Source organism: Parafrigoribacterium mesophilum, from assembly GCF_039652555.1.
GTDB classification, from domain to species: Bacteria; Actinomycetota; Actinomycetes; order Actinomycetales; family Microbacteriaceae; genus Parafrigoribacterium; species Parafrigoribacterium mesophilum.
In genome coordinates this window covers 229,245-250,165 of sequence record NZ_JBDJAF010000001.1, presented here as the reverse complement: position 1 = coordinate 250,165, position 20,921 = coordinate 229,245, and the positions used below count along the sequence as shown (strand labels likewise).

General features: G+C 64.8%; 26 protein-coding genes. 24 read left to right on the top strand and 2 right to left on the bottom strand.

The window, feature by feature from the left end; translation table 11 throughout:
* Together flgK and ABFX56_RS01215 are read right to left on the bottom strand one after the other, a co-directional pair.
* Complete coding sequence (gene flgK, locus ABFX56_RS01220; RefSeq protein ID WP_346231455.1) at nt 1-1,428, bottom strand: flagellar hook-associated protein FlgK; 1,428 nt, start codon at nt 1,426-1,428, stop codon at nt 1-3.
* Between the two features lie 7 nt (nt 1,429-1,435).
* Nucleotides 1,436-1,924, bottom strand: a complete 489-nt coding sequence (locus ABFX56_RS01215; RefSeq protein WP_346231454.1) for a flagellar protein FlgN — start codon at nt 1,922-1,924, stop codon at nt 1,436-1,438.
* A gap of 390 nt (nt 1,925-2,314) precedes the next feature.
* On the opposite strand from ABFX56_RS01215, the gene ABFX56_RS01210 reads away from it, so the two are divergent.
* The 24 genes from ABFX56_RS01210 to fliQ all read left to right on the top strand — a co-directional run bounded on the left by ABFX56_RS01210 (nt 2,315) and on the right by fliQ (nt 20,921).
* Nucleotides 2,315-3,136 (top strand): sigma-70 family RNA polymerase sigma factor, encoded by an 822-nt coding sequence (locus ABFX56_RS01210; protein ID WP_346231453.1) that lies wholly within the window; start codon nt 2,315-2,317, stop codon nt 3,134-3,136.
* Nucleotides 3,137-3,260: 124 nt separating this feature from the next.
* Complete coding sequence (locus ABFX56_RS01205) at nt 3,261-4,088, top strand: flagellin N-terminal helical domain-containing protein (protein ID WP_346231452.1); 828 nt, start codon at nt 3,261-3,263, stop codon at nt 4,086-4,088.
* Between the two features lie 133 nt (nt 4,089-4,221).
* The gene (gene fliD / locus ABFX56_RS01200) at nt 4,222-5,544 is read left to right on the top strand and encodes a flagellar filament capping protein FliD (protein ID WP_346231451.1); all 1,323 of its coding nucleotides are present in this window, start codon (nt 4,222-4,224) and stop codon (nt 5,542-5,544) included.
* A 3-nt stretch (nt 5,545-5,547) separates the two neighbouring features.
* Nucleotides 5,548-5,979, top strand: a complete 432-nt coding sequence (locus ABFX56_RS01195; RefSeq protein ID WP_346231450.1) for a flagellar export chaperone FliS — start codon at nt 5,548-5,550, stop codon at nt 5,977-5,979.
* A complete protein-coding gene (locus ABFX56_RS01190) occupies nt 5,972-6,274 on the top strand; it encodes a hypothetical protein (protein ID WP_346231449.1) in 303 nt (100 codons plus the stop codon). Before ABFX56_RS01195 ends, ABFX56_RS01190 begins: the two co-directional genes overlap by 8 nt.
* Before the next feature lie 222 nt (nt 6,275-6,496).
* Nucleotides 6,497-6,838: a flagellar basal body rod protein FlgB gene (locus tag ABFX56_RS01185; protein WP_346231448.1), complete on the top strand. Its 342-nt coding sequence runs from the start codon at nt 6,497-6,499 to the stop codon at nt 6,836-6,838.
* Nucleotides 6,838-7,230, top strand: a complete 393-nt coding sequence (gene flgC / locus ABFX56_RS01180) for a flagellar basal body rod protein FlgC (RefSeq protein ID WP_346231447.1) — start codon at nt 6,838-6,840, stop codon at nt 7,228-7,230. Before ABFX56_RS01185 ends, flgC begins: the two co-directional genes overlap by 1 nt.
* A complete protein-coding gene (gene fliE / locus ABFX56_RS01175) occupies nt 7,227-7,535 on the top strand; it encodes a flagellar hook-basal body complex protein FliE (protein WP_428834380.1) in 309 nt (102 codons plus the stop codon). The genes flgC and fliE overlap by 4 nt, the downstream gene beginning before the upstream one ends.
* Entirely contained in the window at nt 7,535-9,154 is a 1,620-nt protein-coding gene (gene fliF / locus ABFX56_RS01170; RefSeq protein ID WP_346231446.1) for a flagellar basal-body MS-ring/collar protein FliF, read from the top strand. Before fliE ends, fliF begins: the two co-directional genes overlap by 1 nt.
* The gene (gene fliG, locus ABFX56_RS01165; protein ID WP_346231445.1) at nt 9,154-10,173 is read left to right on the top strand and encodes a flagellar motor switch protein FliG; all 1,020 of its coding nucleotides are present in this window, start codon (nt 9,154-9,156) and stop codon (nt 10,171-10,173) included. The genes fliF and fliG overlap by 1 nt, the downstream gene beginning before the upstream one ends.
* Entirely contained in the window at nt 10,163-10,762 is a 600-nt protein-coding gene (locus ABFX56_RS01160; protein WP_346231444.1) for a FliH/SctL family protein, read from the top strand. The genes fliG and ABFX56_RS01160 overlap by 11 nt, the downstream gene beginning before the upstream one ends.
* Nucleotides 10,759-12,084, top strand: a complete 1,326-nt coding sequence (locus ABFX56_RS01155) for a FliI/YscN family ATPase (RefSeq protein ID WP_346231443.1) — start codon at nt 10,759-10,761, stop codon at nt 12,082-12,084. Before ABFX56_RS01160 ends, ABFX56_RS01155 begins: the two co-directional genes overlap by 4 nt.
* The gene (locus ABFX56_RS01150; RefSeq protein ID WP_346231442.1) at nt 12,084-12,518 is read left to right on the top strand and encodes a hypothetical protein; all 435 of its coding nucleotides are present in this window, start codon (nt 12,084-12,086) and stop codon (nt 12,516-12,518) included. The genes ABFX56_RS01155 and ABFX56_RS01150 overlap by 1 nt, the downstream gene beginning before the upstream one ends.
* The gene (locus ABFX56_RS01145) at nt 12,515-13,984 is read left to right on the top strand and encodes a flagellar hook-length control protein FliK (RefSeq protein ID WP_346231441.1); all 1,470 of its coding nucleotides are present in this window, start codon (nt 12,515-12,517) and stop codon (nt 13,982-13,984) included. Before ABFX56_RS01150 ends, ABFX56_RS01145 begins: the two co-directional genes overlap by 4 nt.
* Nucleotides 13,985-14,017: 33 nt before the next feature.
* Nucleotides 14,018-14,437 (top strand): flagellar hook assembly protein FlgD, encoded by a 420-nt coding sequence (locus ABFX56_RS01140; protein ID WP_346231440.1) that lies wholly within the window; start codon nt 14,018-14,020, stop codon nt 14,435-14,437.
* Nucleotides 14,438-14,470: 33 nt separating this feature from the next.
* On the top strand, nt 14,471-15,643 hold the full coding sequence (locus ABFX56_RS01135) for a flagellar hook protein FlgE (protein WP_346231439.1): 1,173 nt from the start codon (nt 14,471-14,473) through the stop codon (nt 15,641-15,643).
* Nucleotides 15,644-15,738: 95 nt separating this feature from the next.
* Nucleotides 15,739-16,056 (top strand): flagellar FlbD family protein, encoded by a 318-nt coding sequence (locus ABFX56_RS01130; protein ID WP_346231438.1) that lies wholly within the window; start codon nt 15,739-15,741, stop codon nt 16,054-16,056.
* Nucleotides 16,056-16,820 (top strand): motility protein A, encoded by a 765-nt coding sequence (locus ABFX56_RS01125; RefSeq protein ID WP_346231437.1) that lies wholly within the window; start codon nt 16,056-16,058, stop codon nt 16,818-16,820. The genes ABFX56_RS01130 and ABFX56_RS01125 overlap by 1 nt, the downstream gene beginning before the upstream one ends.
* The gene (locus tag ABFX56_RS01120) at nt 16,817-17,671 is read left to right on the top strand and encodes a flagellar motor protein MotB (protein ID WP_346231436.1); all 855 of its coding nucleotides are present in this window, start codon (nt 16,817-16,819) and stop codon (nt 17,669-17,671) included. The genes ABFX56_RS01125 and ABFX56_RS01120 overlap by 4 nt, the downstream gene beginning before the upstream one ends.
* A gap of 55 nt (nt 17,672-17,726) precedes the next feature.
* On the top strand, nt 17,727-18,635 hold the full coding sequence (locus ABFX56_RS01115) for a flagellar motor switch protein FliM (protein WP_346231435.1): 909 nt from the start codon (nt 17,727-17,729) through the stop codon (nt 18,633-18,635).
* The gene (gene fliN / locus ABFX56_RS01110; RefSeq protein ID WP_346231434.1) at nt 18,632-19,345 is read left to right on the top strand and encodes a flagellar motor switch protein FliN; all 714 of its coding nucleotides are present in this window, start codon (nt 18,632-18,634) and stop codon (nt 19,343-19,345) included. The genes ABFX56_RS01115 and fliN overlap by 4 nt, the downstream gene beginning before the upstream one ends.
* Nucleotides 19,346-19,804 carry a FliO/MopB family protein gene (locus ABFX56_RS01105; RefSeq protein ID WP_346231433.1) on the top strand — a complete coding sequence of 153 codons (459 nt, stop codon included), beginning with the start codon at nt 19,346-19,348 and terminating at the stop codon, nt 19,802-19,804.
* A complete protein-coding gene (gene fliP / locus ABFX56_RS01100) occupies nt 19,801-20,646 on the top strand; it encodes a flagellar type III secretion system pore protein FliP (RefSeq protein ID WP_428834379.1) in 846 nt (281 codons plus the stop codon). Before ABFX56_RS01105 ends, fliP begins: the two co-directional genes overlap by 4 nt.
* Nucleotides 20,646-20,921 carry a flagellar biosynthesis protein FliQ gene (gene fliQ / locus ABFX56_RS01095; protein ID WP_346231432.1) on the top strand — a complete coding sequence of 92 codons (276 nt, stop codon included), beginning with the start codon at nt 20,646-20,648 and terminating at the stop codon, nt 20,919-20,921. The genes fliP and fliQ overlap by 1 nt, the downstream gene beginning before the upstream one ends.

The window sequence follows — 20,921 nt, the reverse complement described above, 5'->3', positions numbered from 1 at the left end:
TTACCTCCCCACCAGGCCGGTGTGATTGATCAGGGTGTCGAGCATCTCGTCGACTGCCGTCATGACTCGGGCGGCACCCTGGTAGGCGTGCTGGAAACTGAGCAAATTGATGTTCTCCTCGTCAAGGTCAACCGTGGAGTTGGCCAGCTGACGGTTGCTGGCGGAAGTTGCGGTGAGGTCGGCGAGGCTGGCGCGCTGCAGTTCGGTTCTCGTTGCGGCGCCGATTCTCGAAACGAAACTTGCCCAAATGCTGTCGGGCGAGTTGACGGCCTGGCCGATCTGGGAGATGGCATCGGCATTGGAGCCATCGAGGGGTCCGGCTCCGGGTGCCCCGGTTGCGATGTCGGCCGCACTAGTCGGAACGACCGTGAGGCCGGCGGCGTGCGCCAGACCTGGCGCGAAGTCGAAGAACGCACCCCCGGCCGCGCCGCTCGGCGTGACACCCAGGCCATGCGCGGTGTTGACGCTTTGTGCCAGCGCGTCAGCGAACTCGTTGTACGACGCTGCTGCCTGCACCAGTTCGCCGCCCGGACCGCTTGCATCCGCCGCTGCAAGCACCGAGATCGCGCCTGCCAGGCGTCCGCCATCGAGGCTTGCCGTCTGGGCCGGGTTGTGGGTCCAGGCCACTCGTACCTGGTCGGTGGCGGTCGCGCCCTCAAGGTCGGTGGGGCCGAGTGCGACGAGTGAACGCGCCGTGTCGCCGGAGACGATGGCGTTTCCGCCGATGAGCACATCGATGGTGCCGTCGGAGTTCTCATGAATACTTCCGCCGGCCAGGCCGGCGATCGTGGTCATCAAGGTGCTGCGTTGGTCGATGAGTTCGTTGGGGGAGCCGCCGGCTGCGACGGTCGAGCGGATGCGCGCGTTGAGGTCGGCCACCTGCACGGCGGCGTCATTGACTTGCGCGACCATGCTGCCGACATCCGTGCGCAGCTGTGACCACTGGGTCTTGATGTCGTTGTAGCCGTATGCGATTTGGGCGGCGACCACATTGGCTTGCTGGAGTAACACTTGGGCCGGTGGTGCTTCACCGGCGCGATTCGAGAGGTCTTGCCAGTCGGCCCAGAAGGCCTGCAATTGGGCTGCCAAGCCGTTCTCGCCGGGCTCCTGCAGCGTGCCTTCAATAGCGCTCATCGCATCCGCGCGCACATCGGTGTAGGCGGAGATAGCTGTGGTCGCGCGTACTCGGGTGTCGAGGTGGATATCACCGAGCCGGGCGATGGCATCCACGGAAACGCCCTGGCCCACGCGTACCGCGGTAGTGAGGTAGCCGGTGTTGGCCAGAGCACCCGTCGCCGTGATCGTGGCGCGCTGGCGAGTGTAGCCGTCGGTGTTGACGTTGGCGATGTTCTGGCCAACGACGTTGAGGCCTTGACGGGCTGCCGTCAAGCCGGTGTATGCCGTATTCAAACCGCTGAAGGTACTCATCGCGGCCTCACAGCGTCCGGTCGAAGAGTTGGGCGGCGGCGACCGGGGCATCCGATGCGCCGCGGGAGTCGTAGGTGGTCGACTCCTTGTCCATGTCGGCCATGGTCTCCTGCGTGGAGCGCATCGCGGTGCGCAGGAACTGCTCGTTGACGTCCCGCAGTTCCTGGATCTCTTTGGTGAGGGCGGTCATCCCTTGGAGGTGTGCGCGGAAGATTTCGGCCCACGTGTCGGCCGGGGCGTGGTCGGCCAGCTCTCGAAGCGTGGCGTTTTCGTCGGACCCCCACTCGGCGGCGAGTTTCGACACTTCGACGGTCCGGGCCAGTCCGGCCTCACGCACGCGCTCCATCACCTGTTCGACTTCGCGGGTGGCGAACTGGAGCCAGCGTGCCTTCCCGGCGGTCATCAGGAGCAGTTGCTCCTCTTCGAGCTTGAAGACGAGCAGCTCGAGCAACTCTCTCTCTCGCCACAGCAGTGCCGAAAGCTCATGCGCGCTCATCGATGCTCCAACTCTCTGATGACAGCGGTGCGGGAGATCTTCCTAGTCCGTCATGCAGATGCATGGACTTCACCTCGTTCGTAGGAACTATCGGCTGGCCTGGCGCCCATGTTAGCTAATGGTGCACTGAAGAGCCGGGATTTGCGTCGTTTCTCGGCACCCGTACCCCCCTAATTGGGCGGGCGGCCTACCCCAGACTGGGGGCTTTTTGAGGTGGCTTCGGTTAAGTGCCCAATCCTAGGATCAGGAACGAGAGCAGTTCGGTGGGATTTAGTCAGGATTTCTTGACCGAGATTCATCGGAATCCGTTGCTCTTTGAGGACCCGAAACTCAACGTCGTAACGCTTGCTTAGCCATAGGAACCGTTACCAATGTTCAGGGGTCCAGGAATTGAATCGGTCAGAACGCAACCAGTTGGTCGTCGAGAACTTGCCGCTGGTCGGCTACCTTGTTTCGGACGTGTGTGCCAAAGCGACGCACCTCTCGCGCGACGACCTCGCATCCACCGGTGCACTGGCGTTGATCACCTCGGCCGATTCGTTCAATCCTGCTCTCGGTGTGCCGTTTGGTGCGTTTGCCCGCCGGCGGATCGTCGGTGCCTTTGCGGATTGGATGCGTTCCAACGACTGGGCTCCTCGTGCGGCGCGTCGCCGTATCAAACAGGCTCTGTCCGTACGCGAAACCTTGACTCATGCGCTCGGGCGCACGCCCAACACCGACGAAATCGCCGCGGCGTTGGGAGTGGAACGCTCCGTGGCCGAGGGAGCCTTGGCGGATGCCGCACGCACCATGTCAACACTGGACGACACGACTGCCGAATACCTGGTCGCCGACACCGCCACCCCCGAGGAGACCGTGCTGGTGTCGGAGCGGCTGACCTACCTGCGCGAGGCCGTGAAGGCACTGCCGGAGAAGATGCGCTACATCGTGGAGCAGATCTACTTCGAAGACCGCACGGTGAAGGAGCTCGCGGTCGAGCTCGGGGCCACACATTCCGCGGTGTCGCAGCAACGTGCCGAGGCAATCCGTCTGATGCGCGATGGCCTGGGAACCCACTATGGCCAGGATGCCGAGACTGACTACGTGCCGGAGTCGCGGGTCGCGCCGGCACGTCGAGTTGCCTACCTCTCCGCCCTAGCCGAGCACACCCTGGGCGGGTTCACACGGTCAGCGCAGCGCGCGGAGCCGGCCATGTTCCTGGCGCGCGCGTAGTCGATCAGCCTTCGCCAGAAAACAGCCGAGAAACTCCTAACGCATCAACCGCGGGAGCCGATAGCTATAGGTGCCGGACCACGGATGGGCCGGAGTTCACGACCCAATCACGGAGGAATTCATCATGGGTATGCAAATCAACACCAACATCGCGGCGCTCAACTCGTACCGCAACCTGTCCAACACGCAGAACGACCTGTCCAAGTCGCTGGAGAAGTTGTCCAGCGGCCTCCGCATCAACCGCGCAGCGGATGACGCGGCTGGACTCGCGATCTCGGAGGGGCTGAAGTCGCAGATCGGTGGCGTCACCGTCGCCGCTCGCAACGCTCAAGACGGCATCAGCGTCGTCCAGACCGCTGAAGGTTCACTCACCGAGGTGCACTCGATTCTGCAGCGTGTTCGTGACCTGGCCGTCCAGGCGGCTAACGACTCGAACAACACCGACTCGCGCGCGGCGATTCAGACTGAAGTTACGGCACTGACCGATGAACTCACTCGGATTTCAGCATCGACGAACTTCAATGGGATCAACCTGCTCGACGGCAGTGCCAACCTGACCTTCCAAGTCGGGGCGGGAACGGGCACCAACGACCAGATCGCCGTCGACTTGTCGACTCTTGACGTTGCTGGCATGGTGACCACCCTCGGGACCAAGGCAACAGACGACGCAGCCGGTTGGAACGCCTGGATTGCTAACGTCGACACGGCAATCACGAGCATTTCGACCTCTCGTTCGGAGCTTGGTGCCGTGCAGAACCGCTTTGAGCACACCATCAACAGCCTGACCGTGTCGAAGGAGAACCTGTCCGCAGCCAACTCGCGGATCCGGGACACCGACATGGCGTCGGAGATGGTGAACTACACGCGGGCGAACATCCTGTCCCAGGCCGGTACCGCCATGCTCGCGCAGGCGAACCAGTCCAACCAGGGCGTCCTGCAGCTCCTGCGCTAAGCGGGCAGCTGAACTGTGGACAATGCCTGATGGCGACCGAGGGACGACCTGGACCTCGCCTCTCGGTCGCCGTCAGGCATTCCGTACCTCTACCAACTGAACACTGAGCAAACACGAGCGAAGGAGCAGCGGCATGTCAATGGCCATCGACGGACTCGTCAGCGGACTGGACACAACGTCCCTCATCAACTCGCTCATGCAGGTGGAAGCTGCTCCGCAGACTCTTCTGAAGAACAAAGTCTCCGCAACCCAGGGCATGATCAGCGCCCTCCAAGGGCTCAACAGCAAGGTTGCCGAACTCGCAACGCTCGCCGCTAAGACTGCCAAACCCACGGCGTCGGACCTCTATACGGCAACAAGCAGCTCCACGACACTCACCGCATCCGTTGGTTTGGGCGCGACTGCTGGTTCGATCGACGTAGTCGTCGATCGACTGGCACAGTCGCAGGTGTCCCTGTCCGATCCAATGCTCAGCTGGCCCGACACGAGCCTCACCATCACTGCTGCGGATGGTACAGCTACAACAATCACGGCTGCCTCTACCTCGCTTGACGATGTCGTATCCGCAATCAATTCCGCCGGCGTTGGGGTTGCGGCGATCAAGGTCGCGGCTGGCACCGATCCAGGCACCGGCCAAACCCAGTATCGGGTACAGCTCACGGCCGCCAAGACCGGCGCTGACGGAGCGTTTACGGTTTCGGGCACAGCAGCGACGCTCACCGAGTTTCGAACTGCCCAGGACGCCCAAGTCACGTTGTGGGGCAATACGCCGATCACGTCGACCACCAATACTTTTTCGAACTTGCTGCCAGGCGTCTCGGTCACCGTGTCCGCAACATCCGTGGACCCGATCACCGTCACGGTAGCTCGCGACGACGCCTCCATCAGCTCGACCGCCAAGAGTCTCGTCGACTCCGTCAACGGCGTGCTGGCCTACATCTCCACGAAGACCGCGGTGACCAACTCCACGGATGCCAGTGGGGCCCCGAAGGTATCGGGCGGCGTCTTCACGGGAGAGAGCACCGTGCGGGACGTAGAACAGAGGATCCTCTCTGCCGCGTCGGCGCCCGTGAACGGCAAATCGCCGTCCGAGTTCGGAATCAGTATTACCCGTGATGGCACGATGGAATTCGACGCCGACAAGTTTGCCGCTGCATTGGCGGCTGACCCGACCGCGACTCAGGCCGCGGTGCAGGAGATTTCGTCGCGCCTCCAGGTGGCGGCTGCCGCGGCATCCGACAAATACGACGGGCAGATCACCAGCCAGATCAAGGGCCGGCAGGGTCTGGTCACCGACATGAACAATCAGATTGAGGATTGGGACGGTCGGCTAGCGACCCGGCGCGCCTCACTGGAGCGAACATATTCGGCTCTTGAGGTGCAACTGAGCAAGATGAACTCCCAATCATCCTGGCTGACGTCGCAGCTGGCCGGCCTACCGACGAGCGGAGCGTAATCCATGGCAACGATGGCGAGCATCAGCGCGAAGCGTTCTCAATACAACCGGGATGCCATCCTGTCCGCGACGCCGGTTCGACTGCTCACGATGCTGTACGACCGGCTGCTCGTCGATCTGAACCGGGCCGAAGCGGCACAGGTGTCGCAGATCTGGCCCGTGGCATCCGAGAACCTGTTGCACGCGCAGGCGATCATCGCCGAGCTCACATCGTCTCTGAAGGTAGATGCGTGGGACGGCGGGCCGGGACTGTTCGGTCTTTACACCTACGTGTCAAACGCACTGATCGCGGCCAACGTGCGACGCGACGTCGAACGTACCCGGGAATGCATCACACTGCTGGAGCCGCTGCGCACCGCCTGGTATGAGGCGGCGGGGGAGCTCACTACCCACAACGCTTCTGGCTCGGTCGGCGGACGGCTGGACATTGCCTAGCCACTCCGGCCGCTGGGAGGAGATCCTGGCCGTAATGGAAGCAGCGCTCGCTCCCGGAGCGCGTCCCGCCGATCGGGGCGCGTCAGCCGCGGCCCCCTGGGTCGGACCCGAACGGCTCGGACCCATTCCGGCACACCTCGAAGACCGCGCGCGAGAGATTCTGGCCGCGCAACGCGATGAGATCGAACGCCTGCAGAATGAGCAGCGGACCGTGGGCCAACACCTGGCAGTGCTGCGCTCTGTGCCGTCCCGCCGCAGCGACGGCCGGTCGGTGTACCTCGACGTTACAAGCTGAGGGGTAGAGGTGTCGGCGATGTCGAGTACTGGGTTTCGATACGCTCGCGCTGACGCTCGCACTCGACCCGCTGACGCTCGCGCTCGGACCCGCTGACGCGGATTGTAGGAGAGCTACTTACCGCAGCGAGCAGAGTGCCGATAGGTACTAGAGAGCACGGATAGCTCGTCTTCGAAGGCCACGGATCGGCCGACCGCACCTTTCATTGTGAAGAGGCAAGTTGTGTTGGATTCCGTGACCTCCGTTGCGTTGACGAGCGCACTGGACGGGCTTTCTCAGCGACAGTCGGCGATCGCCAATAACATCGCCAACGTCAACACTCCCGGCTACCACGCCAAACGGGTTGCCTTCGAAGACGCTCTTGCCCGATCTGTGAAAGCCGGCAGCGGTCACGTCGTGCCCACGACCCAACGCTCTCTCGAGCCCACGCGGCTGGACGGCAACAACGTCAATCTCGATACGGAGACGCTGTCCAATATCGACACGGTGTTGCGGTACCAGTTCGCAGCCAGAGCGATGGACGACCAGGTGTCCCGGATGCGCACGGCAATGAGGACCAACTAATGCCCCTGGACGCGATCGGCATCGCCGGCACCGCGCTGACGGTGCACCGCAAGTGGCTGGACGCCGTCTCGGACAACCTGGCGAACCTGAACACCGTCAGCGCCACCAACGGCACCGCGTTCCAGGCCCGCTACGTGATCGCCCAAGAAGGCCAAGGCAACAGCGGCGTGTATGTCGCCGGCACGGCAGAAGGCGATCCAGAAGGCCGCCTCGTGTACGAGCCGGACCATCCGCTCGCCGATGAGAACGGTTACGTGCGCTACCCCGACATCGACATGGCTGCCCAAATGGGCCAGTTGATCCTCGCGCAACGCGGCTACCAGGCCAATGCGTCAGTCGTGGACCGGGCCAAGGAAATCTACCAAGCGGCACTGCAGATTGGACGCTCATGATCGCCATCCCTTCTGTCGGTTCCGTGCAGGGTGTGGCCGGCACCGGTTACCTGCCGCCGGTGGGCAACATCGCGACCACCGATGGATCTGCTTTCTCGAACGTGCTCGGTGGTGCCGTTGACAACCTGCAGCAGCTGCAGTCCACCTCGGACACGCTTGCCATTCAGGCCGTCACCGGCAACCTGAACGACATCCACTCCGCCGTGCTCGCCTCCACGCGCGCCCAGGTCTCGCTCGAACTGGTCGCCGCCGTGCGCAACAAGGCCGTTGATGCGTTCACCGAGATCATGCGGATGCAGGCCTGATGGTCCGTCAGATCACCTCAGCCTTCGGGCGCTTCGCCGGCACCATCGGCAAGTTCTCCATCGCGCAGCGCACCATCGCCGTCATCGGCATCGCCGTGCTCGTGCTGGGCATCACGGCTTTTGCGACCTGGGCACTCAAGCCGTCCTATAGCCCGCTGTTCTCCGGACTGGCGGCCGCGGATGCCAGCGCGATCGTGGAGCAGCTGCGAACCGACGGCGTGCCCTATCAGATCACCGAAGGCGGCGGTACCATCCTCGTGCCCGAGGACAAGGTGTACGACGAACGGATGAAGTCTGCGGCGGCAGGGATTCCCGCGTCGACCACCGGTGGGTATTCGCTCTTGGACAAGATGGGGGTGACCTCCTCGGAGTTCCAGCAGTCCGTCACTTACAAGCGCGCTATGGAAGGCGAACTCGCGTCCACCATCGCCTCCCTGGATGGGGTCAAGGCCGCTTCCGTGCACCTCGCGATCCCCGAAAAGACCGTGTTCGTGTCCAAGGTCGCCGACCCGACCGCCTCGGTGTTCATCGACACGAAGAACGGCGTGACTCTCAGCCGCGAACAGGTGCAGGCCATTGTGCACCTCACCTCCGCGTCGGTCGAAGGAATGGCCCCCACCGACGTCGCCGTGATCGACGCCAAGGGTAACGTGCTCTCGGTCGTGGGCGGCGACGCCGCCGATGCCGCCAGCGCCGGTGCCACCGACTACGAAGAGCGGGTGCGCACGGCGGTGCAGACCATGCTTGACCGGGTGGTGGGCTCCGGCAACGCGACCGTGGTTGTGGCCGCCGACATGGACCAGGAATCCGCGGTGCGCACCGAGGAATCATTCACCACACCGGAAGGGGCGCCGGCGCTCAACGAGGCCACGAGCAAGCAGAGCGTGCAGGGTTCCGCCGGCAGCGCCACGGGCGTTCTCGGTCCGGACAACATCGCAGTTCCCGCCCCTACCGGTGATGCGGGCGGCACCGCCTCCGAGAGTGTCACCAAGAACAACGCAGTGAACAAGGTCACCGAATCGCGGACCATCCCCGCGGGATCGGTGAAACGCCAAACCGTGTCTGTGGCTGTTAACGCCGCCGTGGCGAAGAATCTCGATGTGCCGGCCATCACCGCACTGGTGTCCTCCGCCGCCGGAATCAGCACGGAACGCGGCGACCAGGTCGCCGTCAAAGTGGTGAACTTCGACAACAGCCGAGCCGCGGAAGCCGCCGCTGCGCTCAACGCCAGCAAGGAGGCCGCCGCCTCCGAAGCGCAGTCCAACCTGCTACGCACCGGCATCATGGCTGGCGGTGCGGTGCTTATCTTCATTCTCGGCCTGATTGCGTACGCCCGCTTCTCCAAGCGGCAGAAGCGCGAGGCCATCGACCTCGCCGAACTGGTCGAGGCCAGGGAGGTGCTCGAAGCTCCGATGCGCCCGGCCGGGCTGCCGCCGCGTCTGGCGCCGGCAGAAATGGAGCCGCCTGCCGGAATTTCCGCCGCCGAGCCCGACCCGAACGCCTCCGGCCCGAGCGAACTGGACCGCACCCGCGCCGACATCGACCTCCTTGCTGGCAACGACCCGGAGAAGATGGCCGACTTCCTGCGCGGCCTGATGGATGACAGGCAGCCCGTCTGATGCCCGACGTCAAAGAAGAGCTGACCGGCACCCAGAAGGTGGCCGTGGTGTTGATGAACATGCACCATGAGCGTGCCGCCGAGGTCATGAAGCAGTTTTCCGAATCCGAGGCGGACGAGATTGCGGCGGAAATCGTCCGTCTGCGGCGCGTGGACGCGGATGTCGCCAGCCGCGCCCTCACGGAATTCCACACCATGGCGCTGCAGGGCCGTGTGCATCCGCGCGGCGGCCGGGACTTCGCCGTCGAATTGCTCGAGGCCTCATTCGGCGCCGAGAAGGCGGCCGGGGTGATGAGCCGGTTGGCCTCGTCAATGGCTGGCAAAGCATTCGAGTTCCTCGACGCCGCCGAGCCCGGCCAGGTGCTCACTCTGCTGGACGGTGAACTGCCGCAGACCATCGCACTGGTGCTGGCGCACCTGCGTCCCGAGCACGCTTCCTCGGTGATCGCCGGCCTCGAGGGCAGCCTGCGCACCGACGTTGCGCAGAGCATCGCCACGATGGGCTCCGCCACCCCCGAGGCGGTGCGCGTGGTCGCCGAAACTCTCAAACTGCGCGCCGGTGCCGTGGTGGCACCGCGCGGACCGGTCGAAGTCGTCGGGGGAGTGCAGCCCCTGGTGGACATCATCAACCGTGCCGACGTCGCCGTAGAGCGAGCACTGCTGGAAGCCCTCGACCAGCGGGACCCGGAACTGGCGGAGGAAGTGCGCTCCCGGATGCTCACCTTCGCCGACATCGTCAAGCTCGACGCCCGCGACGTGCAGCAGGTGTTGCACGGCATCGACCCCACCGTGTTGGCGCTGGCGATGAAGGGCTCGTCCGAAGCGGTGATCGAGACCATCCGCAAGAACCTTTCCGAACGCAACCGCGAATTCCTCGACGAAGAGGTCAAGACCATGGGCCCGGCCCGGGTCTCGCAGGTCGAAGACGCCCGCGCCGAGATCGTGAAGTCGATCCGGGAGCTGGAAGCCAAGGGCGCCATCCGGGTGCAGCGCGGAGACGAGGACGAATATGTCAGCTGAGTTCTCACTCGCCGAGTACCCAGTCCTGCTGGCCGGCGACCTCGGCTCCAACCGCAGCCGAGGCGAGGTTCGCGGCCACGCCGCCGGATACGCCGCGGGGCTGCGTGCCGCAGCGGCCACCACGGATGCGTTGCGCACTGAACTGAGGGCAGAGCACGACCGTCTCGAACGGCAACGGCAGGCGCAGCTCGACCGGGCCATCGACGTTCTGGCTGCGGCAACTGCCGCAGTGAACGCCGCAGTACTTCCCGTCGTGTCCGACTCGCAAGACGTTCTCGTCGCATCCGCACTGGAACTGGCCGAAGCCGTCGTCGGACATGAACTGTGTGACGAGGAGGGCTCGGCGCGGGCGGCGTTGACCCGCGCGACAATGCAGCCGATCAACTCCGTCACACCGCTGGTGCGGATGAATCCGGATGATTTGGAGCTGTTAGCCGACGAATTGCAACTGCGTCACGATCTCACCTTCCTACCGGATCCACAGTTGAATCGCGGCGACGCCATCGCGGAGCTACCGGATGGTTTCGTCGACGCGCGCATCGGCACCGCACTCGCGCGTGCGAAGTCGGCGTTGGCGGGTGCACAGTGATCGACACCTGGGGGCCGCGCGCGGTGGACTTCGCCGCCGCCGTGGTGGCGGCGCGCCCGGAACGGGTGGGCGTTGTCTCCTCGATCGTGGGACTCGGGGCCGCAGTCGAAGGGCTGGATTGCGCGATCGGCGACCTGCTCACTATCGGTGAGAACCCCGGTGTCGACGCCGAAGTCGTTGCAGCCACCCGGGACAGCCTGCGCTGCATGCCACTGGGCCGTCTGGTCGGGATCAAGGCGGGCGACGTGGTGCGCTCGAAGGGTGCCCCGCTGCGAGTGCCCACGGGGGAAGGCTTGTTCGGGCGAGTGCTCAACGGCCTGGGCCGGCCCATCGACGGCAAGGGGCCGTTGCAGACGGACGCGATGGTGGCGCTGGACCACGACACACCATCTGCGATGCACCGCGGCAGAGTCGACACCGCACTGCAACTGGGAGTTCGCGTCATGGACACGCTGACCACGGTCGGCAAAGGGCAGAGGATGGGTTTGTTCGCCGGGTCCGGTGTGGGCAAATCCTCCCTGCTCTCCATGATCGCGCGCGGCACGAACGCACAAGTTTCCGTGATTGCCCTGGTCGGCGAACGAGGTCGAGAAGTCCGTGAGTTCCTTGAAGACGACCTGGGCACGGACGGACTCGCGCGGTCGATCGTCGTGGTCTCCACCTCCGACGAGCCAGCGCTCATGCGGCTGCGCGCCGCCTTCGTCGCCACGCGCATCGCCGAGTCGTTCCGCGACCGCGGGGCCGACGTAATGCTGATGATGGACTCGCTCACCAGAGTGGCGATGGCTCAGCGCGAAATCGGCCTCTCGGTGGGGGAGCCGCCGGCAACCCGCGGATACCCGCCGTCCACATTCTCCGTGCTCGCTCAACTCTTGGAGCGGGCCGGCACCGGGGAGGTCGGCTCCGTCACCGGCATCTACACCGTGCTGGTGGACGGCGACGACCACAACGAACCCATCGCCGACTCCGCTCGATCGATGCTGGACGGACACGTCGTGCTCGACCGCAAGCTCGCCGTTGCCGGGCACTTTCCCTCCGTCGACGCGTTACGATCCCTGTCCCGCGTGGCCTCCCGGGTCAACACTCCGGAACGCACCGCCATCGCCTCCTCGCTGCGACAGGTGCTTGCCGCCCGGAACGCCGCCCAGGATCTGCTGGATGTCGGCGCTTACCAGCCGGGGACCAATCCGCTCGTGGATGCCGCTGTCACCCACCAGAGTGCAATCAACGATTTTTTGCAGCAGCGCATGGACGACCAGACACCTGCCGATCAAGCCTGGGAGCGGCTGCACACTCTCACCCGACTGCTCGGAGGTACGTGATGGTGCGACTGTTTCCCCTTGCCGGATTGCTGCGGCTGCGTCACCTGCAGCAAGACCAGGCGGCCAGTCAACTCGCGGTCGCCAACGGGCGGATGCGTGAGAACAACTTTCGCCAGATGCGGGCTCGCACCGCGCTCGGGTCGACCCTGAGCGAAGTGGCGAACACAGCAGCGCTGCACGCGGTGGCCGCCGCCCGCGCCTCCTCTCGCAGCACCCTTGCCGACCTCGAGGGGGTAGGCGCAGAGGTTCGCACCGAGGTGGATCAGGCACAGGCCGTCTTCGACGCCGCCCGATCGCGCGCCATCCGACTCGAAAAGCTCGAAGTCAGGCACACCGAAGCGGTGGCCGCGGACGACGTTCACAAGGAACAGACGGCGCTGGACGAAATCGCCTCTGGTGCCTGGCAGCGCCACCACGAGGGAGCTGAAGAATGACCATGGTCATGAGCGCGGTGTCCGCACCGACCGTCGCCGGCCCGCACGCCGGCAAAAAGAATGCCACAGCCGGCTTCACGGATGCGTTGCAGGGCGCCGTCGAAGAATTGTCAGCGGCGATCGAGGCATCCGAGGTGAAAGGTGCGGAGAAAAGCGTCACAGACACACAAGAGCCGGATGTCCTCCCCACTACAGGTGATGACGCGGCCACGGCTCAGTCAGGCACCGATGCGATCGCACTTGTGGCGACGCCGACCATCCCCACTCCCGCCCTGGCTGGTTCCATGGTGGTAATCGCTGTGTCGACCCCCACTGGCCAGGCATCGACCACTCAGGCCGATGCCGCCGTTTCAATCCCTGTTGTGCTGGACAGCGTGGCGGACGCGGCCAACCCCGAAACCAGCGCCCCCGATACTGTCGCCGCCGATACCGTCGCAGTTGAGGCGGCTGGTGGCGGGATGCCACAACCGGCAGCAGCTTCGGCGCAGCCTGTCGATGCACTGCCATCGGGAACAAGCGAGATCACGACGTCCACTCCGCACGCGCATGGCGAAGCCATTTCGACGGCACAGGTCCCGATTGATCAACCGGCCACCGCGGTTGGCGGGCAAACTGCTGCAGAGGCTCCGGCGTCCGTTCCGTCGACAGCACCGTCTCTTCCGACAGCACCGTCTCTTCCGACAGCACCGTCCCTTCCGACAGCACCGTCTCTTCACAAAGCCTCGGACGCTCCGGTGGCGGCACCACCGTTGGCTTCAGCGGTGTTCGCTCCGGCCATGGCAGAGCCGGCCGTGGTGGTGCCGGCCGTGGCGGCAAGGACTGCTTCGGCATCGACACTCGCTCCGACGGCAGCGGCAGTCCTTGTCGCTGGGCACAGTCCTGCTGCGCAAGATTCCGGCCCCGTAGCGGGCATCGCAACAGATGTCGTCAGCTCCCAAGCCGCGTCCGCCGGCCTCACGCCGGTAGCACCTCCCGTCGCGGCGGCACCGGCGCCGCACGCGATCGCGCCGACACCGGCGGTCGTTGCACCTGCTCCGCCGCCGCCTGCCTTCGCCGCGCAAGTCGCCAAACCTCTGTTCAGCCTGGCGGGTGCCGCTTTCGGAGACCACACGGTGACCATCACGGTCACCCCCGACAACCTCGGACCGGTGACCGTGCAGGCACACGTGAGCGCTGACGGCATGCGGGTGCAGCTTTTCGCCCCCAACGATGCCGGCCGGGATGCACTCAGGGCCGTTCTCCCGGATCTGAGGCGTGACCTCGCCGGCTCGGGCATCAACTCGAGTTTGGACCTCTCCTCGCAGAACCAGCCGAACAATCTGGGCGGCGACCCGTCGAGGGGCGGGCGCACGCAGCGACAGCTGCCCGCAGAGGGCATCCGGTCGCAGGCGCCAGACGCCGTCGCGGAGAGGAAGCCGTATGCGGTGCAGTACCGAACTTCATCGACCATCGACGTGATGGCATGACCAGAAACACCAGCACGAGATCAGGAGACCACAGTGCCCGTTGACCCCATCGCACCCACCGGCGGCATGTATGCCACCGCGCCAACCAGGGCACCCAAGCAGACCCTCGACGGCGAGGCGTTCATGTCCCTGCTCGTGACCCAACTGCGCAACCAGGATCCGAGTTCGCCCATGGACACCAATCAGATGATTTCCCAGACCACCCAGTTGGCGATGATGGAGAAAATGACGGCGCTCACCACGACGAGCGACGAGAACTTTTCGCTGCAAATGCGCACCGCCGCGGCCAGTCTTCTGGGCCAGATCGTTTCGTATCACGGCAAAGACGGCACCGTGCTCAGCGGAACTCCGAGCTCGGTGTCCTACACCGGCTCGGTTCCCCAGGTCAACGTCAACGGAATGGACATTCCCCTCGACGCCATCCTCCGCATTTCGACCAAACCTGCTTCCTAACCACGTTCGTTTCACCCACCGAAAGGCTCAATCATGCTTCGCTCGCTCTACTCCGGAATCTCCGGACTCCGCTCGCACCAGACCATGCTCGACGTCACCGGCAACAACATCGCCAACGTCAACACGACCGGGTTCAAGGTGTCGGCGACGCAGTTCCAAGACACCCTGTCGCAGATGGTGCAGGGCGCTGGCGGTGCGCAGCCGGATGCCGGTGGCACCAACCCCGCTCAGGTCGGCCTCGGCGTGCGGGTAGCCGGTATCTCCACAAACTTCTCCCAGGGCGCGGCGCAGTCGACCGGTAAGGCGAGCGACATGATGATCTCCGGTGATGGGTTCTTCGTCACCAGGCTCGGTGCCGAAACCTTGTTCACGCGCGCCGGAGCCTTCGACTTCGACTCGGAGGGTCGCCTCGTCAGCCCTGACGGCTCGTTGGTGCAGGGCTGGACCGCGGTCGGTGGCGTCATCCAGACCGGCGGCGCCGTCGGCGACATCACCCTGCCTCGGCAAGCCATCGCACCCGCAAAGGCCACCAGCAATTCGGTGCTGGGAGGCAACCTGCCAGCCGACGCCAACGTCGGCGACCCAGCGATTGTGCGCGATGTTTCGGTCTATGACGCCCAAGGGGCAGCCCGTACCCTGACACTCTCGTTCAGCCGCACCGCTGCTGGCTGGGATGTTACGGCCAACGATGGAAGCGGGCCGGTCACCGCGAACCTGACGGCATCGGGAAACAGCTTCACTGGTGGCGCCGGGTTCGTGGTCGGTGGTATCGGCATCGACCTGACCGGCCTCACCGGCTACGCCGGAGTCACCACCGTCGCCATCAACAGCCAGGACGGCCGCACAGCCGGCACGCTCGAGTCCTACACGCTGTCCAAGGACGGTACCCTGATCGGGTCGTTCAGCAACGGCGCCAAGGAGCCGATCGCTCGCATCGCGCTGGCAAACTTCGTGAACCCCGGCGGCCTCGAGAAGGCCGGTTCCTCCGGCTACCGCGCCACGATCAACTCGGGGACCGCCGAGTACGGCACCCCAGGATCGGCCGGCCTCGGGTCGCTCGCCGGCGGGGCGTTGGAGATGTCCAACGTGGATCTTTCCCAGGAATTCACCAACCTGATCGTTGCCCAGCGCGGTTTTCAGGCCAACGCCCGGGTGATCACCACTTCCGACGAGGTGCTGCAGGAGCTGACCAACCTGAAGCGATAACGGTGCACGGCTAACGCGACAACGCTGACGGCCGACAGTAAGCGGTGAGGGTCCAAGGATTGGACCCGTGTTTCAAGAAGACCAGGGATGGGCTCATGATCGTTGTAACGCGGCTGAACGACAGCCAGTTTGCGGTGAACCCCGATCTGATCGAGCGCATCCACGCCAATCCCGACACCACGTTGGTGATGGTGGACGGCGCCAAGTACATCGTCACCGAGACGATGGACGAGGTCATCGAGATGATCGCGAACTATCGCGCCTACGTCATCACGCTCGCCCGCGGCATCCCGCCGATATCGCATCGGCGCGGAACGCAAAAACTTGACCTCGTGCCGCCAGAGCACAGCCCCGTGAAACTCGTCGATGACGGAAGCGACATCGCTGCGTCTCCATCCCCAAGGAATGCGTAATGGACCCGGCTACTATCATCGGCATCGTCGTTGCGTTCGGCGCGCTGATGGGCATGATCGTTATCGAGGGTTCGAGTGTGATGGCGATCCTCCTGCCCGCACCGATGATCCTGGTGTTCGGTGCCAGCATCGCGGTCGCGATCGCGAGCGGCACACTGAAGGATTCGGTGCTGGCGCTGAAGGCCCTGCCGACGGCGTTCAAGGGAAAGACCACGCCGCCACAGGAGGTCATCAATCAGATGGTCGGGCTCGCAGAGAAGGCGCGCGGCGCCGGGCTGCTTGCGCTCGAACAAGACGCGGAAGACGTCACCGATCCGTTCCTGCGCGACGCGCTACAGAACATCGCCGACGGCACCGATGCCGATGAGCTGCGCATCCTGCTCGAAGACGAGATCGCCACCACCGCCAAGGCCCGTCGCACCGCGGCCAAGTTCTACAACATCATGGGCGGCTATGCGCCGACCATCGGGATCATCGGCACCGTCGTTGCCCTCACCCACGTTCTGGAGAATCTGGGCTCACCGGAGACGCTCGGCCCGGCCATCGCCACCGCGTTCGTCGCCACCCTGTGGGGTCTGCTCAGCGCCAACTTCATGTGGTTGCCCATCGGCGCGCGGCTGAACCGGCTCTGCGACCTTGAGATCGAGCGCATGACGCTCATGATGGAAGGCGCGCTGGCTGTGCAGTCCGGAAGCCAACCGCGGCTGCTCGGTGAACGACTGCGCGCCATGGTTCCGGCCCACGCGCTGCCGGAGGCGGCATGAGCGCCCGTCCCCGTCGCCGCAAACTCGAAGAGCACCACGAAGAAGAAAACGGCGAGCGGTGGATGGCCTCCTACATGGACATGGTCACGGTGCTGCTGTGCATGTTCATCGTTCTGTTCGCGATCTCCTCGGTCAACGAGGGCAAGTACGACCAGCTGCGTAACTCGCTGGCAGCCGGCTTTGGCGTGACCAAGGTAGACGCGAACGATCCGGCGGACAGCACCGTTCGGGTGATGCCCGATACCGTGTACGCCAAAGGTCAGGGCACGACGGATGCTGAGGAGGTGCTCAGCGAGGTGCAACGCGCCGTGCAGGAAGTCGACGAACTCGATGAACTCAAGGAGCAGATCCGGGCTGCTCTGGCGAACCGAGGGCTCGCGGACAGCGTGCGTTTTGTCATCGACCAGCGCGGACTCACCGTGCGGCTCGTGGGAACCGAGACGTTCTTCGAGACGAGCAGTGCCATACTGACGGCCCAAGCCGGACAGATTCTGGATGCCGTGTCGCCGACCCTGGTGAAGGCTGACCACGATATTTCGGTGGAAGGGCACGCGGACTACCGCAAGTCGATTTACCCGTACCCGAGCAACTGGGAGTTGTCGGCTGACCGTGCCGTGCACGTCCTTCGTCATCTGGTCGAGCAGGGAGGGGTACCGCAGCAGCGGATCGCCGCCGTCGGCTTCGGATCAGCCCGCCCCATCGCGACAGGCACATCGCCACAGGAGCTGGCCGCGAACCGGCGCGTGGACATCGTGGTGCTGTCGAAGGAGTCGGATGCGGTGCGTGCGCTGCTCCCGAAAATCGTGGATAAGACCGTTCACCTGGACTCGGCAGGGAGGCCAACATCCTGACGCGCTTCCCCTAACTCGCCTTACCACGCCGCTTCGGCGGTCGATAGTGCCTTTTGTGACGGTCCAGGAACAACAAGCACGTATCAGCACGCCCTCTCGGCAGGCGCGTTCTGTCGACGTCTACGATTTCCGCCGCCCCACCACGCTCGCACGCGAGCACGCCAGGGTGCTCGAGCTCGCCTTCGAAACATTTGCCAGGCAATGGGGAACCCAGCTCACCGCGAAGGTGCGGGTGCTGTCCCACGCCACCTCGGAGCAGGTGTCGATGATGACCTACGACGAGTATGCGTCGTCGCTCGCGCCAACCACTGCAATGGTGCTCTGCACGCTCGAGGATGTCGCGGCGAAGGCGGTCATCCAGTTTCCGATGTCCGCCGCACTGTCCTGGGTGGCGCACATGCTCGGCGGCAACGGCGCGATCACGGCGCCAGACCGCAAGTTCACCCAGATCGAGCAGGCACTGGTGCGTCGGCTCATGGACGACGCCCTGGAAGACCTCCGGTATTCGCTCGGCTCCCTTCTGGTCACCCCGATCAGCGTCGAATCGCTGCAGTACAACTCGCAGTTCGCCCAAGCGGCCGCCACCGGCGACCTCATGATCGTCGCCACGTTCACCATCCGGGTCGGCGACATTACCTCCGAGGCAACGCTGGCGATTCCCGCAGAAGTACTGCTGCCGCAACTGGGGGAGGCGAACCCGACCAGCACGACCGCGAACGCGAGAGAACTTGTGGTCAGCCAACTCGCCAACGTCCCGGTGGACGTGTCGCTGCGGCTCAACCCGGCACAGGTCAAACCGTCGGTGATCCTGAACCTTGAGGTGGGCGATGTCCTGCCGTTGCCGCATCCGCAGAGCCGGCCGCTGGACGTCGCCATCGGCGGACACCGATTCGGATGCGCCGCAGTCGGAGCCAACGGCCAGCGCCTTGCGTGCGTGGTCGTCAATACAGAGGAGAAACCGTGAAGAAAACGGCCACCATCGATGTGAAAGCGGCCGCCGCTGACGCGCTCGTGCAGTTGCTGCCGACCACCACACCGCTCACGGCGGTCGCCGTCACCAGCGCCGCGGTGCCGGCCGCGACGCGCGCAGCGGTTGCGAGCTTCGTCGGAGCCACCTCCGCGGACCTTGCGGTGGCGCTGCTCGACACCGACGCGTTGGCCGCCGCGGCAGGCACCGATTCGCCGCTCCTCTCCGTCGAGGACGTGCTGCGTCCGGCGCTGGAAAGCGCCGTGGCAGTACTCGGGGTCGGTGTGCTCGGGGAGACCGCGGTGGAGGACGCGGGCGACTTGTTCGCCGACGCGGAGACGACGGTGTTCGAGCTCACCGACAACGGCACGGTCGCCGGTTGGTTCGCCATTCGCATCCGCATGTCCGGCACGGTCGGTACGCGTTCGAGCAAGGCCGGGGAGGGTTCTATGTCCGCGAAATTGGGCCGGATCAACAACGTCGAAATGGCGCTCACGGTGGAAATCGGACGCACCAGGATGTCGGTGCGGGACGTGCTGAGCCTCGAGCCTGGCGCCGTTATCGAACTGGACCGGTCCGCCGGTGCACCCGCGGACGTGCTGCTCAACGGCAGGCTGATCGCCCACGGCGAGGTCGTCGTCGTCGATCAGGACTACGCCGTGCGGATCACCCAGATTCTCGACGTGGACGAGGGCCTGGGACTCTAGATGGAGCCGGTTTACCTCGCACTGCGGGTTGTGCTGTCGCTTGCGGTGGTGCTGGGTTTGCTGTGGATGGTGCAGCGGCGCCTCGCACGCAAGTCGCGTAAGAACAACACCGGTGACCTGGTCACGGTGGTCACCCGGCGCGGGATCAGCCAGAAGGCCTCCGTCGTCGTCGTGGACGTTGAGGGCATGCGGTATCTGCTCGGCGTCACCGAGCAAACGGTGAACGTGCTCGGAACCAGCGAAGCTCCCGTCGTCAGAGTCGTAGAAAGCAACCGTGCCGGTGCCGCAGAATTCGCCAAGTCGATGTCCGCCGCGTCGATCGACAAGGCCGACCTCGCCATCATCACCGGGGCAGCCCGCCGGCCGAGCCTGGCACCCGGCAGGCTCGGCGGGTCGATCCTGTCGCCCCTGGTGTGGAAACAAACCGCGAACGCACTGCGGCAGGGACTGACCAAGTGACTGTGGCGATCGCCACGCGCGGCAGGAGAGGATCTGCGAAACGCTTCGCCGTCCTCGTCGGCCTCAGCCTGGCGATCGCGCTGATTCTGGTTGCGGTGACCGCCTGGAGCGGCCACGCCGCCCCGATCGATCCGACTCCACCGACGGATCCCGCCGCCCCAGGCGACGGCACCGGCGGACTGTCAGTGCAGATCAACGGACCGGACGGCTCACCGTCGTTCTCCATCGTCACGCTGCTCGGCATCACGCTGCTGTCGGTCGCGCCGGCACTGCTACTGATGATGACGTCGTTCACCAAGATCTTCGTGGTGCTGGCGATGGCCAGGAATGCCCTCGCACTGCCGTCAATCCCGCCCAACCAGGTGCTCGCCGGGCTGGCTCTGTTCTTGTCGCTGTTCATCATGGCGCCGGTGGTCTCGGATGTGAACACCAACGCGGTGCAGCCCTACCTCGCCGGTGAGATGACCTTCAGCACCGCCATCGACACCGCCTCGGGCCCGCTGCGCGAGTTCATGCTCTCCAATACCCGCGAAGAAGACCTGGCGCTGATGACCCGCGCCTCGGGGGCCGAAAACCCGGACACCCCGGCCGCGGTACCGATGCTGACGCTGATCCCCGCGTTCATGATCTCCGAGTTGCGGGCGGCTTTCATCATCGGCTTCGTGATCTTCGTGCCGTTCCTGGTGATCGACATCGTCGTGGCTGCGGCGCTGATGTCGATGGGCATGATGATGCTGCCCCCGGTGATGATCTCGTTGCCGTTCAAAATCCTCCTGTTCATCCTCGTCGACGGATGGGGGCTCATCATCACCTCTCTCATCTCCAGCTATCGAGGCGGCTAGTGGACACCAACGCTGTATTGGACATTGGATTGCAGGGACTGCTGGTCGCCGCGAAACTGTGCGCTCCCATCCTCATCACAGCCCTGGTGGTGGGCTTCGGGGTGTCCCTGCTGCAATCGATCACCCAGATCCAAGAGGTGACGCTCGCGTTCGTGCCGAAAATGGCGGCGGTGGGAGTGGCACTGTTCATCTCCGGGCACTGGATGATCTCGGAGATCGTCTCGTTCACGAACGAAATGTTCGCCCGCATCCCGGGTCTGCTGGGCGGGGCCTGA